Source organism: Modestobacter sp. VKM Ac-2982 (assembly GCF_026967935.1).
Taxonomy (GTDB): domain Bacteria; phylum Actinomycetota; class Actinomycetes; order Mycobacteriales; family Geodermatophilaceae; genus Modestobacter.
On sequence record NZ_JAPVBL010000002.1, the window covers coordinates 102,548 to 119,294 of the forward strand.

Here is a 16,747-nt window from a genome sequence, read left to right on the forward strand (position 1 = left end):
CGTCCGCCGGTCAGCGGGGGAGGGGGACCTTGTCGGGCCGGTCCACGGGCCGCACCGGGGTGGGAACGACGTCCGGCCCGTGTTGGAGGCTGCCACGGTGGGCCAGTCGGGCGACGCTGAGCACGGCGTACACGGCGACGGCCATCAGCACGATCGTGCCGCCCGAGGGCGTGTCGGCGTAGAAGGAGACGGCGGTGCCGCTGACCGACACGGTCACCCCGATCAGCGCGGCGATCACCAGGCTGCTGCGGAAGCTGCGGGCCACCAGCTGCGCGCAGCCGGCGGGCAGCACCATGAGCCCGCTGATCAGCAGCAGGCCGAGCACCCGCATGGACAGCGTCACGGTGACCGCGGTGACCACGGCCAGCAGCAGGTTCAGCCCCAGCACGGGCAGCCCGCTGGCCCGGGCGTGCTCCTCGTCGAGCGCCACGGTGAACAGCGACCGCCCGAGACCGATGGTGACCCCCAGGACGACGGCGGCCATCCCGGCGAAGACGACGAGGTCGGCGCGGGTGGTGGTGGTCAGCGCGCCGAACAGGTAGCTGTCCAGGGTGATCGGGGTGCCGGCCGGCGCGCGGGTGACGACCACGACCCCGCCGGCCAGGCCGCCGTAGAACATGATCGCCAGGGCGACGTCGGTGCCGGTCGACCGGCGGGCCCGCAGCACCTCGACGACGACCGCGCCGGCCACGGTGGCCAGCAGGGCGGTGAGCACGGGGGCCGAGCGGGTGGCCAGGCCGACCGCGACCCCGAGCAGCGCGACGTGGCCCAGCCCGTCGCCGATCAGCGACAGCCGGCGCTGCACCAGGTAGACGCCCACGGTGGGTGCGGTGAGGCCGACGAGCACGGCGGCGGCGAGGGCCAGCCGCATGAACTCGTAGCTCAGCACGGGGCGCCCGCGCCCGGCAGCGTCACCGTCCTGGTCACCACCTCGGCCAGCGGGCCCAGCTCGTGCACGACCACGACGACGGCCGCGCCGGTCTCCGCGAGCCCGGCCAGGGTGCTGGCGACCACCCGCTGGCTGGCTGCGTCGACCCCTGCCGTCGGCTCGTCGAGCAGCAGCAGCTCCGGGTCGCCGGCCAGCGCGCGGGCCAGCAGCGCGCGGCGCTGCTGGCCGCCGGAGAGCTCCGCGACCAGCCGGCGGTCGAAGCCGCCCAGCCCGGCGCCCTCCAGCGCGCAGTCCACGGCACACCGGTCGGCCTCACCGAACCGCTGCCAGGTCCGCAGCCGGCTCAGCCGGCCGGAGGAGACCAGCTCGCGCACGGTCACCGGGACGCCGCCGGCCACGGTGTGCCGCTGGGGCACGTAGCCGACCCGGTGCCAGTCGCGGAACCGAGCCCGGGGGACGTCGAAGAACCGCACCTCCCCGGCCTGCAGCTCGCACAGCCCCAGCACGCCGCGGACCAGCGTCGACTTGCCGGACCCGTTCGGCCCGCGGACCGCGACCACCTCCCCGGGGCGCACGGACAGGTCGACACCGGTCAGGACGGCGTCCCGGCCGTGACCGAAACCGCCGCCGCGCACCGTCAGCGCGCTGCCGCAGGCAGCCGGGGCCGCGGTGGGCGCCTGCCGGGGCCGGGTGCTCAGGAGCACTGCTGCCCCGCCTGCAGGCTGGCCAGGTTGGCCCGCATGAGCTCCAGGTAGTCCCCGCCCGCCGACTGGTCGGTCAGCCCCTCGATCGGGTCCAGCTGCCGGGTCTCCGCGCCGGTCTCCCGCGCCACGGTCTCGGAGACGGCGGGGCTGACCAGCGTCTCGAAGTAGATGGTGCGCACGTCGTGCTCGCGGACGAACCCGGTCGCCTCGGTCAGCGCGTCGGTGGAGGGCTCCTCGTCCGGTGCCAGCCCGCTGATGCCGAACTGCTCGAGGTCGAAGGCGTCGGCCAGGTAGCCGAAGGCGGTGTGGCTGGTGACCAGCTCCCGGCTGGCGCAGTCGGCCAGGCCGTCCCGGAACTCCCCGTCCAGCTCCTCCAGCTGTCCCCGCAGGTCCGCGGCGTTGGCGGCGTACTGCTCGGCGTTGTCCTGGTCCACGCCTGCCAGGTGCTCGGCCAGCGCATCGCCGACCGCGGCCATCCGCATCGGGTCGTGCCAGAAGTGCGGATCGGTCACCGGCTCGTCGGAGTGCTCCTCGTCGGCGTGCTCATCCTCGGCGTGCTCCTCGTCGGAGTGCTCCTCGTCGGCGTGCTCGCCGTCGGCGTGCTCGTGCTCGTGGGCCTCGAAGGTGAGCGACAGGTCGGCCGGCTCGCCGGCGTCGAAGGCCCGGTCCTCGGCCTGCTGCTCGACGGCGGCGTCCACGGCGGGCTGCAGCGTCGGCAGGAAGACCACGACGTCGGCCTCGGTCGTGGCGGCGACGTCGCGCGGGGTGAGCTCGTACTCGTGCGGCTCGGCCCCGTCCGGGGTGAGCGAGGTGACGTCGGCCAGGTCTCCCGCCACCTGCTCGCTCAGCCAGGCGAGGGGGTAGAAGGCCGCCACGACCGTCAGCCCGTCGTCGCCGGCGACCGCCGCGTCGGCGTCGCCCGTCCCGGAGCAGCCGGCCAGTGCGACCGCCCCCGCGCAGGCGAGGGAGAGCGCGGACAGTGAGCGGGCGGGACGTCGTCGGGACGGTGACTGCATGGCTCGATCATCCGTGTAATGACAATCGTTGTCAAAGCACCACGGGTCAGGGGGACGAGGCCTGCTGTCATCCGACCGCGGCGGGCTGCTCCGGGGACGGGGCCGTCGTCCCTGTCGGGACCGCGACCGGCCCAGCCGGCCGGCGCGGGCGGCGGCTGAGCCCGGACAGCGAGACGGCGAGCACCGAGGCGGTGACCAGGGCCCCGGTCGGGGCGAGCACCGCCCAGGGCGCCCGCTCGACGTAGGGCATCCCCTCGGCCAGGAGCAGCCCCCACTCCGGTGCCGGCGGGGTGGCGCCCAGGCCCAGGAAGCCCAGCGCCGCCAGGGCCAGCGCGATGCCGGGCAGTCGCAGCACCGCGTTGCGGGCGGCGGCGGGCAGCACGGTCGGCACGGCGTACCGCCAGGTGACCGCCGCCGGCCCCACCCCGAGCACCGGCAGCACGGTGACGTGCCGCTGGCGCCGGACCTCCGCCGACGCGGCCGCCACGTACGCGGCGATCGGTGCCCAGGCGACCAGCGCGACGGCCAGCGCAGCGCCGGCCTGCGAGGTGCCCAGGGCGGCGGCGACCAGGACGCCGACGATGACCGGGGGTGCGGCGTTGGCCACCTCCACCGGCCCGACCGACGCCCGGGGCAGCAGCCCCACCAGGACGCCGACGACCAGCGTGACCAGCACGACGAGTGCAGCCGTGCCGACGGTCTGCACCGCGCCGTGCGCCACCCGGGCCAGCAGGTCGCGCCCGCTGGCGTCGGCGCCGAAGGGCAGCGCGGCGCTGGGCGCGGCCAGCCGGGGGTGGGCGGAGGCGAGCGGGTCGCGGCCGAGCCCGGCGGCCACCACGACCACGAGGAGCGCGGCCGCCCCGCCCGGCAACAGCCAGTCGCGTCGCCGGGACGGGCTGGTCCGGGCCGGCACCGGCACGCTCCCGCTGCGCAGCGCCCGGCCCAGCAGCAGTGCCCGGGTCACCGCGGCCAGCCCGCCGAACAGCGCCGAGATCCCGAGGAGCAACAGCATCCCGGCCTGCAGGGCCGGCAGGTCCTGGGCCTCGGCGGCGCCGAGCACCGCACGCCCCAGTCCGGGGATGGCGAACACCTGCTCGACGGCCACCGCCCCGCCGGTGAGGCCGACGAGCACCAGCGCCACCTGGGTGGTCAGCGCGGGCAGGGTGCGGCGCAGCAGGGCGCGGCCCAGCTGCCCGGGCGACGCCCCGGCGACCTGCCAGGTGGCGACCCAGCGCTCGGTGCCGGTGACGGTGAGCCCGTCGGCGACCAGCCGGCCGATCAGCCCGCCCGCGGGCAGGCCCATCGCCAGCGCCGGCAGCACCACCGAGGAGGGGCCGGTCCAGCCGTAGGGGTCGAACCAGCCCAGCCACACCGCGCCGACCAGCAGCAGCACCGAGGCCAGCAGGAACTCCGGCAGCGCCGTGAGCGCGGCCCCGGCCGCGCCGCCGGTGCGGCCCCGCTCGCCTCGGGCGACCCGGTGCAGCGGCGGCCAGCACAGCAGCGCCGCCGTGACGAGGGCGACCAGCAGGGCAGCGCTCATCAGCGTGACCGAGACACCGAGGGCGTGGACCAGTCCCGGACCCACCGGTCCGCCGGAGATCCAGGAGGTGCCCAGGTCGCCGCGGACCAGCCCGGACAGCCAGTGCCCGAGCAGCCCGAGCGGGCCGGCGTCCAAGCCGAGCTCGGCCCGGATCGCGGCCAGGGCCTCCAGGGTGGCCTCCTGCTCGGCCGAACGTGCCCGCAGGATCGACAGCTCCGGGCTGCGCCCGGACAGCCAGGGCAGCACCCCGATCAGCGCCACCACGCCGAGGACGGTGACCGCCCGGGAGGCAGCGGTCACCCATCCCCGCCGTGGCACGGCTCAGTCCTCGCTGACGGTGGTGTCGGCGTTGATCAGCGCCCGCTCGCGCGGGTCGCGCACGGCACCGGAGACGCCGGCGGCCTCGCCCTGGATGACCCGCTCGTGCAGCATCGGCACCGCGGCGCCGGTGTCCAGGACGGCCTGCTCGGCCGCGATGACCGCCTGCTGGCGCTCCGGGCCGGGGGTGGCGGCCGCGGCCGTCTCCAGGGCGGCGTCCACCGCCGGGTCGCACAGCTGAGCGATGTTGAAGGAGCCCTCGCAGGCGAAGTCGCTGTACATGTAGGCGACCGGGTCACCGGAGTCCAGCACCGTGGCGCGGGACAGGATGAACGCGTCGAAGGCCCCGGCCAGGGCGTCGGCCTCGATGAAGGCGTACTCCCGGACGTCCTGCTCCACGGTGAAGCCCACTGCCTCCAGCTGCTGCTCCAGCAGCACCGCGACCTCGGGCAGCTCCGCCCGGTCGGTGAAGGTGCCCAGGGTGATCGTCGTGCCGGCCGGCACGGCGGGCGCCGACGGGTCCGCCTGGTCCGCGCGCAGGTCGGCGGCCCAGGGGATCGCCGGGCCGAGCAGTCCCTCGGCGATGTCGGCGCGGCCCTCGTAGACGGTCTCCACGATGGTCGCCCGCTCGACCGCGGCCCGGGCGGCGGCCCGCACGGCCGGGTCGGCGAACGGCCCGGAGGCGGTGTTCAGGTAGAGGGTGTTGGTGCGCGGCATCGGCACCTCGTGCACCAGCTCCTCGTCGACCAGCCCGGCCTGGGAGACCGGCACCGCCTCGACGACGTCGGCGGTGCCGGTGCGGAGCGCCGCGGCCCGGGCGGTGCCGTCGGGCACGAAGGCCACGTCGATGCCGGCGGCGGCCGCGGGGTCGCCCCAGTAGCCGTCGAAGCGGTCGAGGGTGGCGCCGGAGGTGCCGTCCACGGCGACCAGCTCGAAGGGCCCCGTGCCGGTGCCGACCGGGTCGACCCGGCCGTCCGCCCCGTACGCGGCCGCGGCGAGCACCGCCAGCTGCGGGCTGGACATCCGCTGCGGCACCAGTGGGTCGGGCTCGCCGGTGGTGACCACGACGTCGGAACCGTCGGCGGTCGCGGTCAGCTCGACGCCGTCCAGGATGCGCGGCCGCGGCGAGGCCTCGTTCGCGGCGGTCAGCGCGGCGGCGGCCTGCTCGGCGGTCAGCTCCGTGCCGTCGTGGAACTCGACCCCCTCGCGGACGGTGAAGCGCCAGGTGAGGTCGTCGGTCTGGGTCCACTCGGTGGCCAGCGCCGGCTGGGCGTCGCCGTCGGCGTCCAGCACGACCAGGGTCTCGGCGGTGCTCCAGCGGGAGAGCTTGAAGGCGTCGTCGGTCAGCGGGTTCAGGCCCGAGCGCGGCGGCTGCAGCATGGCCAGCGAGATCCGGCCCTCGGCGGCCGGGTCGCTGCTGCCGCCGTCGGCGGAGCTGCTGAAGCAGCCGGTGGTCAGCAGGGCGACGGTGGCGCCGAGCACGAGCAGGCGGGGGGTGCGGGAGGGAGACATCGTTCCGTTCTCGGATGGGCGGTGCAGGGCTGGGGTCAGGCGGGGAGGGCTGGGACGGCGGCGAGCAGCTCCCGGGTGCGGGGGTGGGCGGGACGGGTGAGCAGGTCGGCGGTCGGCCCCTCCTCGACGACGAGCCCGTCGGCGAGCACGACGGTGCGGTCGCAGAGCCGGGCGACGACGGCGAGGTCGTGGGAGACCAGGAGCAGCCCCAGGCCCTCGCGGGCGGAGAGGTCGGCGAGCACCTGGACCACCTGGTCGCGCACGGGCAGGTCCAGCCCGCTGACCGGCTCGTCGGCGAGCAGCAGGACCGGGCCCGGCGCCAGGGCACGGGCCAGTGCGACCCGCTGCGCCTGGCCTCCGGAGAGCTCGCCGGGGCGGCGGCCGGCGAGCTCCGGGTCCAGGCCCACCCGGGTCAGCGCCGTCGTCACGGCGGCGGCGTGGTCGCCGGGCACGTGCAGGTGCCGCAGCGGCACCGAGACCAGCTCGCGGACCGTCGAGCGGGGGTCCAGCGACCCGGCCGGGTCCTGCGGCACGTACTGCACCAGCCGGCGGTACCAGCGCAGCGAGGCCGTCGATCCCGGCCGGACGGTGCGGCCGGCGAGGGTCACCGTGCCCCGATCGGGGCGCTCCAGCCCGAGCAGGCAGCGCAGCAGGGTCGACTTGCCGGAGCCGGAGGTGCCGACCAGCCCGACCCGTTCGCCGACCGCCACCTGGAGGTCGACCCCCTGCAGCGCCGCAGCGACGTCCCGGGCGCCCCAGGGGCGCCGCCGATGCAGTGCGTAGTCGTGCTCGATGCCCGCCGCGCTGAGCACCGGACCCTCTACGGGTCGGCTCACGACGCGGCACCGGCCCGAGTCGGGAGCGCGCCGGCCCGCGCGGCGGCCACCAGGGCGGCGCTCTGCTCGTGCTGCGGCGCGGTCAGCAGCCGGGTGATCGGGGCGTCCTCGACGACGGCGCCCGCGTGCAGCACCACCGCGCGGTCGCACAACGAGGCGGCCACCGCGAGGTCGTGGGTGATGAACAGCAGTGCGGCGTCCCGGCTGGCCTCGCGCAGCACCGCGACGACCTGGGCTTGGGTGACGAGGTCGAGCGCGGTCGTGGGCTCGTCGGCGACCAGCAGCCCGGCCCGGGAGGCGAGGGCCATGGCGATGCAGACGCGCTGCCGCTGTCCACCGGACAGCTCGCCGGGGGAGCTGCGCAGCACCCGCTCGGTGTCGTCCAGGCCGACCGCCGACAGCAGCTGCGCGCGCTGGCGCGCCAGTTCGGCGCCGCGCAGCCCGCGGTGGTTGCGCAGCGGCAGGGCCAGCTGCGCGCCGACCGGCACCAACGGGTTGAGTGCGGCGGCCGGGTCCTGGCCCACCGCGGCCACCCGGGCGGCCGTGGACCGGCGGGCCGGCGGCAACCGGGACACGTCGGTACCGGCCACCCGCACGCTGCCCCGGACCTCGGCGCCGATCGGGAGGGTGCCCAGGACCGCTGCGGCGGTGAGCGACTTCCCCGATCCCGACGCGCCGATCAGCGCCACCCGCTCGGTCGCCGCCATCTCGAACCGGACGCCGCGCACCAGCTCCCGGCCGCCGAGGGAGACCGTGAGGTCGTCGACGACGAGGGCCGCGTGTCGCTCCGCACACGTGGCCGGACTGATAATCATTGTCGGCAACCTACCCGGCGCGGCCACGTGGTCGTCAGCCGCCCGTCACGGGCCGGTCGCATTGCTGCGAACGAGTTGCAATACGGTGCTCGACGCGAGACGCCGCTCGCACCCCGGCCGGGTGACCTCGTGCCGCTGTCCCGATCCACACCTTGGAGGACCCCTTGGCCGCACGCACGCCCTCCGGCCGCCGGGTGGGCGCCGTCCGCCCCGAGCTGTCCGACCTGCTCCGCAGCACCGGGGTGGTCCCGCAGTCGGCGAGCACCCCCGAGGAGGCCCGGGAGCTGCTGGCCCGGGACGGTGCGGTCGTCGTCGCCGAGCCGACCCCCGGCCCCGAGGCGCTGCCGATCGTGGCGGCCCAGGTCCACGGCGACCGGCTGCGTCAGCTGTTCGCCCTCCGCCCGCTGCGCCAGCAGTCCGGCGAGCTGCTGGGGCTGCACAGCGACGGCGCCCACGTCGTGGTCGACGTGCACGGCCGCACGGTCAACCTGCGCGACCCGGACGAGGACGGGCTGCTGCAGCGCTGCGTCCGGCCCGCGCCCGAGGGCGGGGACTCCTTCCTGGTCGACGGGTACGCCCTCGTCGACGCGCTGGCCACCGGGTGCCCGGAGCTGCACGCCTTCCTGACCGGCACCGACGTCGACTACTTCGGCGGCTGGACCTCCGCACCGCACGAGGTGCCGCGCACCCCGCTGGTCCGCCGGCTCGTCGAGCACACCCGGGCCGGCCGCCGGGTGGTCCGGGCCAGCGAGACCGCCGTCCCGGTGCCGCGCGAGCCGCGTGCCGCCGAGCACGACGCGCAGCTGGACCTGTGGGCCGATGTGCTGGCCACGGCGGTCGACGTCGTGCCGCACTTCCGGCTGGAGGCCGGCGAGGTGCTGGTCGTCGACAACTACCGCTGCCTGCACGGCCGCGACCCGTTCACCGGCCAGCGCGACGTCGACGTGCTGACGGTGATGACCGCGGACGCCTGGTGAACGACGTCCCACCTCTCCTGCGCGTCCGGGACCTGACCGTCGGGTTCGGCGGGCACCCGGTCGTCGCCGGGGTCTCCTTCGACCTCGCTGCTGGCGAGCGGGTCGCCCTCGTCGGCGCCTCCGGCTCGGGCAAGACGCTGACCACCCTGGCGCTGCTCGGGCTCCTCCCGCCGGGCGCCGTCGTCACCGGCAGCGTCCGGGTCGACGGCACCGAGGTGGTGGGGGCCGTGGAACGGGACCTCCGGCCGCTGCGTGGCCCGGTCACCGCCCTGGTGCCGCAGGACCCGGGCACGTCGCTGAACCCGCAGGTCCGGGTGGGGCGGCAGGTCGCCGCGCCGCTGCGCCGGGCGGGGGCGCGACGACGGGTGGCTGCCGCGCGGGCCGCCGAGCTGCTGGCCGAGATGCGGCTGCCGGTCGGCAGCGCACGGCGCTTCCCGGTCCAGCTGTCGGGCGGGCAGCGGCAACGGGCCGCACTCGCCCTGGCCCTGGCCGCCGGCCCGCAGCTGCTGGTCGCCGACGAGCCGACCTCCGCGCTGGACGCGACCGCGCAGCACGGCGTGCTCGCCGTGCTCGGCCGGGCCACCCGCGAGCGCGGCGCGGGGCTGCTGCTGGTCACCCACGACCTGGCTGCCGCGGCCACCACCTGCGACCGGGTGCTGGTGCTGGAGGAGGGCGAGCTGCTCGCCGACGGGCCGCTGCGCGAGGTGCTGGCCGGGCACGCGCACCCCGCGGTGCGCGCGCTGGTCGAGGCCACCGCCGCGCTGAGCCCACCGGCCCTGGTGGGGGCCCGGTGAGCGCCGAGCTGCTGCTCGCCCGCGGGCTGACCCGGTCGTACCGGGGAGCCGCCGCGCCGGTGCTCGACGGGGTCGACCTCCGCCTGACCGCGGGCCAGCGGCTGGCGGTGGTGGGGGAGTCCGGCGCCGGCAAGTCCACGCTCACCCGGCTGCTGCTCGGGCTCGAGCGGCCCGACGCCGGAGAGGTCACCTACCGCGGCCGGCCGGTGCGGCCGGGCCGGGCCAGCGCGCTGCACTGGTTCCGCCGCGCCGTGCAGGTGGTGCCCCAGGACCCGGGTCGTTCGCTCAACCCGCGGATGCGCGTCGGCCAGGCCGTCGCCGAACCGCTGCGCTGCCTGCAGGTGCCGGGTGACCACCGGGCCCGCGTCGCCGAGCTGCTGCTCGCCGTCGGTCTGGACCCCGACGCCGCCGGCCGGTTGCCGCACGAGTTCTCCGGCGGCCAGCGGCAGCGGATCGCGCTGGCCCGCGCGCTCGCCCCGCGCCCGGAGGTGCTGATCGCCGACGAGCCGGTCAGCGCACTGGACGCCGCCGTCCGGCTGCAGGTGGTGGAGCTGCTCCGGGCGGTCAGCGACGCCGAGGGCGTTGCGCTGCTCGTGGTGTCGCACGACCTGGGCGTCGTCGCCGCCCTCTGCTCCGAGGTCGTGGTGCTGGCCGGCGGCCGGGTGGTGGAGTCCGGGCCGGTGGGCCGCGTGCTCACCGAGCCGGCGAGCCGTGAGGCGCACGCGCTGGTGGCCGCCGTCCCGCGGCTGGTGCTGGCATGACCGGGCTCATCACCTGGGAGCCGTTCGTGCTGTTCCGGCGGCTGCCGGCCGTGCCCCGGCTGCTGCTGCTGTCCCAGCTGGCGTTCAACATCGGCTTCTACCTGGTGGTGCCGTTCCTGGCGGTGCACCTGACCGAGGACCTGGCGCTGGCCGGTGGGCTGGTCGGCCTGGTGCTCGGGGTGCGCACCTTCAGCCAGCAGGGGCTGTTCTTCCTCGGTGGCGGGCTGGCCGACCGGTTCGGCGTCAAACCCGTCGTGGTCACCGGCTGCCTCATCCGGATCGCCGGGTTCGGCGTGCTCGCCGTCGCCACCTCGTTGCCCGCCGTGCTCGCCGGCACGGTGCTGGTCGGCTTCGCGGCCGCCCTGTTCTCCCCAGCGGTGGAGTCGGCGCTGGCCGACCAGGGCCACCGGCTGGAGGCCGCCGGCGTCGTCACCCGGGCCGAGGTCTTCGGGCTGGACGCCATCGCCAGCAAGCTCGGCTCGGTCACCGGGCCGGCGCTCGGTGCCGTCCTGCTCACCGTGCCGTTCAGCGTCACCTGCTGGGTCTCCGCCGGCGTCTTCGGCGTGGTGCTCGCCGCGCACCTGCGCTGGCTGCCGCGGGACCTGCGCACCGAGGGCAGCGGGGAGGAGAGCGTGCTCGCCGGGTGGGGGCACGTGCTGCGCAACCGCACCTTCCTGGCCTTCACCGCCTGCTACTGCACCTACCTGCTCAGCTACAACCAGCTCTACCTGGCCCTCCCCGTCGAGCTCTCCCGGGCGACCGGCGGCCAGGGGGCGCTGGGCTGGCTGTTCGTGCTGGCCGCGGTGTCGGTGCTGCTGTTCCAGCTGCGGGTCACCGCCCGCGCCCGGCGGGCCGGGGTGCAGCGGGCCCTGCCGTTCGGCTTCGCGCTGATGAGCGCGTCGTTCCTGCTGGTCGCGGTCTGCGCCCCGCTCGCCCCGCCCGCCGGGATCTGGGCGCTGGCGCCGGCGGCCGGCATGGTGCTGTTGCTCTACACCGGCCAGATGGTCGCCGTGCCCCTCGCCCAGGACCTGGTGCCCCGGCTGGCCGGGGAGCGGCGGCTGGGCGCCCACTTCGGCTTCCTGGCCTCCGCCGGCGGCGCCGCGGTGCTGGTCGGCAGCACCGGGGTGGGCGCGCTGCTCGACCTCGCCGACCGGCCGCAGCCGGCCGCCGCCGTCCCGTGGCTGGTGCTCGCCGCCCTGCCCGCGGCCTCGGCCATCGGCCTTGCGGTGCTGACCCGCCGGATCGCCCGCACCCCGGCGGCGGGGCCACCGGCGCCCGCCGTCCCCGCCGAGGAACCGGCGCACCCGTGACCCACCCACCGAGAAGAGGGCCCATGTCCCGCCCCGCAGGTGCCCTGCTCGCGTTGCCCCTCCTGCTCGCCGGCTGCTTCGCCCCGGCTGCGGAGGGGTCGGCCGACGGCGGGCAGCGGCTGGCACTGGCGCTGGCCTTCCCCCCGGTCGCCGCGCTCTCACCGTTCTCCGACGACGCGGTGCTCGTCACCCGGATGGGCGTGGGGGAGACGCTGGTGGGGCTGGACGAGGCCGGTGAGCCTGCCCCGCTGCTGGCCGAGAGCTGGAGCCGGGTCGACGACCGCACCGTCACCCTCGACCTCCGCGCGGACGTGGCGTTCCACGACGGGACGCCGCTGGACGCCGAGGCCGTCGTCGGCGCCCTGGCGGCGGCGGCCGCTGCGGTGCCGGCCCCCCGGTCGATCGACGGCCTGGGGCTCACCGCCCGTGCGGTGGACGAGGACACGGTCGAGGTCCAGGTGGCCGAGCCCGACCCGCTGCTGGTGCACCGGCTGGCGGCACCCGGGCTGGTGGTCCTGGCCCCCTCGGCCTACGCCGACCCGGCGGCGCCGGACCCGGTGGGCACCGGCACCGGGCCGTTCGAGCTGACCGAGCTGCGCGGCGCGTCGGGCGCGACCCTCACCGCGGACGCCGACCACTGGGCGGGCGCGCCGGAGCTGGCCGGCGTGGACGTCACCTTCCCCGCCGACGCGGCCGCGCGCACCGCCGGGCTGCGCGCCGGTGAGCTCGACGTGGCGGTCAACCTGCCCATCGCCCAGCTGCCGACCCTCACCGACACCGAGGTGCTCTCCGTCCCGCTGCCGCGGCTGGTCTCCCTCTCCCTGGACACCGCGGACGGCCCGTTCGCCGATCCGGGCCTGCGCGCGGCCGCCGCCGCGGCGATCGACCCGCAGCCCGTGGTCGACGCCGTCTACGAGGGCCGGGCCGACGTCGCCGAGGGGCTGGTGAACGACGACACCGCCGGGGGTCTGGACCGGCCGGAGGTGACCCTGCCCCGGGCCACCGACCCGGCCGGTGCGAACATCCGGCTGGCCACCTACTCCGACCGGCCGGAGCTGCCCGAGGCGGCCGCGGTGCTCGCCGAGCAGCTGCGGCAGGCCGGGTTCACCGTCGAGGTCGTGGTGGCCGAGTACGCCACCCTGGAGACCGACCTGCTCGCCGGCACCTACGACGCGGTGCTCGCCAGCCGGCTGTACCTGGGTGACACCGGGGACCCGGTCGGCTACCTGGCCGCCGACCTGACCTGCGCGGGCAGCTACAACCTGGCCCGGCTCTGCGACCCGGCGGTGGACGCCGCCGTCGCCGAGGCCGCGACCCTGGCCGACCCCGAGGAGCGCCGGGCCGCGGCGCTGCGGATCGAGGCCCAGGTGCTCTCCACCGGCGCCGTGGTGCCGGTGCTGCACGAGCGCACCCACACCGGGTACGCCCCGACGGTCAGCGGTCTCGTCGTCGACCCGTTCGACCGGCTGCTGCTCGGCACCGAGACGACGGTCGAGGAGTGACCGCCGCCGGCCGGGTGCGGCCGGTGGCGACGGCCCGGCCGCGGCGCACTCCCGGACGGCGCCGGTCACGCTTGCTCCGCCCCGTGCTGACCGGGCTGGGCGCGGTCGCCGGCACCGGGCTGCTGGTCGGGGCGCTGCCCTGGCTGTCCGGGGACGACCTGGCGCGGACCGTGCTGCGGGCCCGGGAGGTGGAGCGCGAGCCGGACCCGGCCGTCCTCGACGCGCTGCGCGAGCAGCTGGACCTCCCGGCCGACCCGGTCCGCGGCACGGTGTCCTGGCTCGGGCGGGCGGTTTCCGGCGACCTCGGCACCTCCTGGGTCAGCGGGCAGCCGGTCGCCGAGGTCGTCCCGCCGGCGCTGGGCGTGTCGGGGACGCTCGCCGGGACGGCGGCGGCCGTGGCCGTCGTGCTCGCGGTGCTGTTCGCGTCCCCCGCCGTCCGCCGGGCCGCCGACGGCCGCGCCGACGGCGGCGGCGCGGCCGGGGTCCTGGCCGCCGCACTCGCCGCGCTGCCGGAGTTCGTGCTGGCCGTCGTCGGCGTCGCGGTGGTGGCCGTGGGCTGGGGGCTGCTGCCGACGTCGGGGTTCACCGGCCCGGAGCACCTCGTGCTGCCCGTCCTGGCCCTCGCCCTGCCGGCCGGGGGACTGCTCGGCCGGGTGCTGGCCGGCGCCGTTCGGGAGACCGCGGGGGAGGCCTGGGTGCGCAGCTGGCGGGCTGCCGGTGTCTCCCGCTCGGCGGTGCAGGGGGCGGTCGCCCGGCGGGCGCTGACCGTCGTCGTCCCGCAGGTGCTGCTGCTCCTCGTCGGCCTGCTCGGGGCCGGCGCCGTGATCGAGGCGGTGTTCGACGTGCCCGGGCTCGGCCGGGTCGCGCTGGCCGCTGCGCTGGCCCAGGACCTGCCGGTCGTGCAGGCCGCCGTCGCGCTGCTGGTGCTGCTCGGTCTGGCGGCCGGCGGGGCCGGGGTGCTGGTGCACCGGGCGCTGCTCGGGCCGGCGGGCACCGACGGCGGGCTGTCGCCGGAGCTCCCGCCCCCGGTGCCCCGCGCCGGCCGATGGGCGGCCGGGCTGCTCGCCGTGCTGGCGCTGGTGGTCCTCGCCGGCCTGCTGCGCGACCCCACCGCCCAGGACCTCGGCGACCGGCTGGCCGCGCCGTCGTGGGCGCACCCGCTGGGCGCGGACGCGCTCGGCCGCGACGTGCTCGCCCGGTTCGGCGCCGGTGCCCTGCCCTCGGTGGGGCTGGCCCTGCTGATCAGCGCGGTGGTCCTGGTCACCGGCGTCGCCGCTGGACTGCTCGGCCGGGGGCGGGCCGGGCTGGCCGACGTGCTGAACGCGCTGCCGGCGGTGGTGGTGGGCATCGCGGTCGCCGCCGTCGCCGGTCCCAGCCTGGCGGGCGCGGCCGTGGCGGTGAGCCTGGTCGCCTGGATCCCGCTGGCGGTGCACACCCGGACCCTGGCCGCCGAGGTGCGCGCCTCGGGCTTCCACCTCGCGGCCCGCACCAGCGGGGCCGGTCGCGGGCACCTGGTGCGGCACCACCTGCTCCCGGCGGTCCTACCGCCCGTCGGCCGGCACGCCCTGCTGCGCGTGCCGCACACCGCGCTGGCGCTGGCCGGGCTGTCCTTCCTCGGCCTCGGGGCCGGTGCCGAGTCACCGGAGTGGGGGCGCAGCCTCGCCGACGGGGTGGTCTACCTGGAGCGGGCGCCCTGGCTGGTGGCGGTGCCCGCAGCGGGGCTGGTGCTGCTCGGGGTCGCCGCCGGGCTGGTCCGCACCGGCCGCTGACCCGGCGGACCGCCCTCGGCCTCTCGGGCGGCGGCCCGCCAGGCCGAGGAGCGCAGCAGTCGCAGCCCGTTCAGCGCGACCAGCACGGTCGACCCCTCGTGCCCGGCCACGCCCAGCGCCAGCGGCAGCGTGCCGATCAGGTCCCAGGCCACCAGGGCCACGATCACCGTGCCGGCGATCACCAGGTTCTGCACCACCAGCCGGCGGGCCCGGCGGGCCAGCGCGATCACCGTGGGCAGCGCCGCCAGGTCGTCCCGGACGACGACGGCATCGGCGCTCTGCAGCGCCAGGTCCGACCCGATGCCGCCCATCGCCACGCCGACGTCGGCGGTGGCCAGGGCCGGGGCGTCGTTGACACCGTCGCCGATCAGCGTGACCCGGTGCCCGGCCCGCTGCAGCTCGCTGACCGCGGCGGCCTTGTCCGCGGGCAGCAGCCCGGCCCGCACGTCGACCAGCCCGGCCTGGGTCGCCAGCACGCGGGCGGCGCCGGCGTTGTCCCCGGTCAGCAGCACCGGTTCCGCACCGGTCAGCCGGCGCAGCGCGGCGACGGCATCGGCGGCCTCCGGGCGCAGACGGTCGGCGAGCGCCAGGACGCCGGCCGGGCGGCCGTCCACGGTGACGACGACGGCGGTCCGGCCGGCCGCCTGCTCCTGCGCCACCAGCTCGGCGACCGCCTCCTGCCCGGGCGCCGGCGCGGCGACGCCGACCGCGCGCCCCCCGACCGTGGCGGCGACCCCCGACCCGACGGCAGCCCGGAAGTCGGTGGCCGGGGCGGGCGGGAGCCCGGCGACCCGGGCGGCGGTGACGACCGCGCGGCCGATCGGGTGCTCGCTGGGCCCCTCGGTGGCGGCGGCCAGGGCGAGCAGCTCGTCGCCGGTTGTCCCCGGCAGCGGGCGGACGGCGACGACCGCGGGCGTGCCGTCGGTGAGGGTGCCCGTCTTGTCCAGCGCCACCATCGTGGTGGCGCCCAGCTGCTCGAGCACCACGGCCGAGCGGACCAGCACCCCGTGCCGGCTGGCGTTGGCGATCGCCGAGAGCAGCGGCGGCATGGTCGACAGCACCACCGCACACGGCGAGGCGACGATCATGAAGGTCATCGCCCGCAGCAGCGCCTCCTGCAGCGGCTCCCCGAACAGCTGGGGGACGCCGAACACGGCCAGCGTGCTGACCACGACGCCCATCGAGTACCGCTGCTCCACCTTCTCGATGAACAGCTGCGTGCCGGCCTTGGTGGCGCTGGCCTCCTCGACCAGGGCCGCGATCCGGGCGACGACCGCCTCGGCCGCCGGCCGGTCGACCCGGACGGTCAGCACACCGGTGCCGTTCGACGTCCCGGCCCAGACCTCGTCGCCGGGCGCCTTGTCCACCGGCAAGGGCTCGCCGGTGATGGAGGCCTGGTCGACGTCCGAGCCGCCGTCGAGCACGGTCCCGTCGGCCGGCACCCGCTCACCCGGCCGGACCAGCACCACGTCGCCGACGGCCAGGTCGGCGGCGGGCACCACCCGCTCCTGCCCGCCGGCCAGCACGGTGGCCTGCTCGGGGGCGAGGTCGGTGAGCCCGCGGACGGCATCGGCGGTGCGGCGGGTGGCCACCGTCTCCAGCGCCCCGGACGTGGCGAAGATGACGATGAGCAGCGCGCCGTCGAAGACCTGGCCCAGCGCGAGCGCGCCGATCGCGGCCAGCACCATGAGCAGGTCGACGTCCAGGGTGCGGTCGCGCAGCGCGGTGAGCCCGGCCCAGGCCGGCTCCCACCCGCCGGTCACGTAGCAGCAGAGGTAGAGCGCCCAGGCCAGCGGCTGCGGCCCGTCCAGCAGCTGCACCAGGCCGCCGGCGAGGAAGAACGCCAGCGCGGCGGCGGCCCAGCGCACCTCCGGTACCGCTCCCCAGCCGGGCAGCCGCGGTCGCCGAGCAGGAGCGGGGACGGCCTGCTGCGGGGTCTGCGTCAGGGTCACCGTGGCACCCTATCTGCGCAGATGCGCAGGCACGCAAGTCGACGTCCGGCCT

Annotated in this window: 14 protein-coding genes; 6 read left to right on the top strand and 8 right to left on the bottom strand. The window is 77.2% G+C overall.

The genetic code is table 11. The features are described from left to right. Nucleotides 1-10 precede the first annotated feature (10 nt). The 7 genes from O2W20_RS07490 to O2W20_RS07520 form a co-directional block, all read right to left on the bottom strand. Complete coding sequence (locus tag O2W20_RS07490; RefSeq protein ID WP_269173264.1) at nt 11-889, bottom strand: metal ABC transporter permease; 879 nt, start codon at nt 887-889, stop codon at nt 11-13. After that, nucleotides 883-1,593, bottom strand: a complete 711-nt coding sequence (locus tag O2W20_RS07495) for a metal ABC transporter ATP-binding protein (protein ID WP_269173263.1) — start codon at nt 1,591-1,593, stop codon at nt 883-885. The genes O2W20_RS07490 and O2W20_RS07495 overlap by 7 nt, the downstream gene beginning before the upstream one ends. Continuing rightward, nucleotides 1,584-2,609: a metal ABC transporter substrate-binding protein gene (locus O2W20_RS07500; RefSeq protein WP_269173262.1), complete on the bottom strand. Its 1,026-nt coding sequence runs from the start codon at nt 2,607-2,609 to the stop codon at nt 1,584-1,586. Before O2W20_RS07500 ends, O2W20_RS07495 begins: the two co-directional genes overlap by 10 nt. Nucleotides 2,610-2,676: 67 nt before the next feature. After that, nucleotides 2,677-4,449, bottom strand: a complete 1,773-nt coding sequence (locus tag O2W20_RS07505; RefSeq protein WP_269185491.1) for an ABC transporter permease subunit — start codon at nt 4,447-4,449, stop codon at nt 2,677-2,679. Between the two features lie 21 nt (nt 4,450-4,470). Further along, nucleotides 4,471-5,979, bottom strand: coding sequence for an ABC transporter substrate-binding protein (locus O2W20_RS07510; protein WP_269173260.1), 1,509 nt, complete (start codon nt 5,977-5,979; stop codon nt 4,471-4,473). Between the two features lie 35 nt (nt 5,980-6,014). After that, entirely contained in the window at nt 6,015-6,815 is an 801-nt protein-coding gene (locus tag O2W20_RS07515; RefSeq protein WP_269173259.1) for an ABC transporter ATP-binding protein, read from the bottom strand. After that, nucleotides 6,812-7,630 (bottom strand): ATP-binding cassette domain-containing protein, encoded by an 819-nt coding sequence (locus O2W20_RS07520; protein WP_269173258.1) that lies wholly within the window; start codon nt 7,628-7,630, stop codon nt 6,812-6,814. Before O2W20_RS07520 ends, O2W20_RS07515 begins: the two co-directional genes overlap by 4 nt. A 164-nt stretch (nt 7,631-7,794) precedes the next feature. Between O2W20_RS07520 and O2W20_RS07525 the strand changes: the two genes are divergently transcribed. The 6 genes from O2W20_RS07525 to O2W20_RS07550 all read left to right on the top strand — a co-directional run bounded on the left by O2W20_RS07525 (nt 7,795) and on the right by O2W20_RS07550 (nt 14,743). After that, nucleotides 7,795-8,607, top strand: coding sequence for a TauD/TfdA family dioxygenase (locus O2W20_RS07525; RefSeq protein ID WP_269173257.1), 813 nt, complete (start codon nt 7,795-7,797; stop codon nt 8,605-8,607). Beyond that, nucleotides 8,604-9,401 (top strand): ATP-binding cassette domain-containing protein, encoded by a 798-nt coding sequence (locus tag O2W20_RS07530; protein WP_269173256.1) that lies wholly within the window; start codon nt 8,604-8,606, stop codon nt 9,399-9,401. Before O2W20_RS07525 ends, O2W20_RS07530 begins: the two co-directional genes overlap by 4 nt. Further along, nucleotides 9,398-10,162, top strand: coding sequence for an ABC transporter ATP-binding protein (locus tag O2W20_RS07535; protein WP_269173255.1), 765 nt, complete (start codon nt 9,398-9,400; stop codon nt 10,160-10,162). Before O2W20_RS07530 ends, O2W20_RS07535 begins: the two co-directional genes overlap by 4 nt. Then, on the top strand, nt 10,159-11,472 hold the full coding sequence (locus O2W20_RS07540; RefSeq protein WP_269173254.1) for an MFS transporter: 1,314 nt from the start codon (nt 10,159-10,161) through the stop codon (nt 11,470-11,472). Before O2W20_RS07535 ends, O2W20_RS07540 begins: the two co-directional genes overlap by 4 nt. Before the next feature lie 23 nt (nt 11,473-11,495). Further along, entirely contained in the window at nt 11,496-12,974 is a 1,479-nt protein-coding gene (locus O2W20_RS07545) for an ABC transporter substrate-binding protein (RefSeq protein WP_269173253.1), read from the top strand. A gap of 71 nt (nt 12,975-13,045) precedes the next feature. Beyond that, the gene (locus O2W20_RS07550; protein WP_269173252.1) at nt 13,046-14,743 is read left to right on the top strand and encodes an ABC transporter permease; all 1,698 of its coding nucleotides are present in this window, start codon (nt 13,046-13,048) and stop codon (nt 14,741-14,743) included. On the opposite strand, the gene O2W20_RS07555 is transcribed toward O2W20_RS07550, so the two are convergent. Continuing rightward, a complete protein-coding gene (locus O2W20_RS07555) occupies nt 14,650-16,695 on the bottom strand; it encodes a heavy metal translocating P-type ATPase (protein ID WP_269173251.1) in 2,046 nt (681 codons plus the stop codon). The genes O2W20_RS07550 and O2W20_RS07555 overlap by 94 nt on opposite strands. Nucleotides 16,696-16,747: the final 52 nt, after the last annotated feature.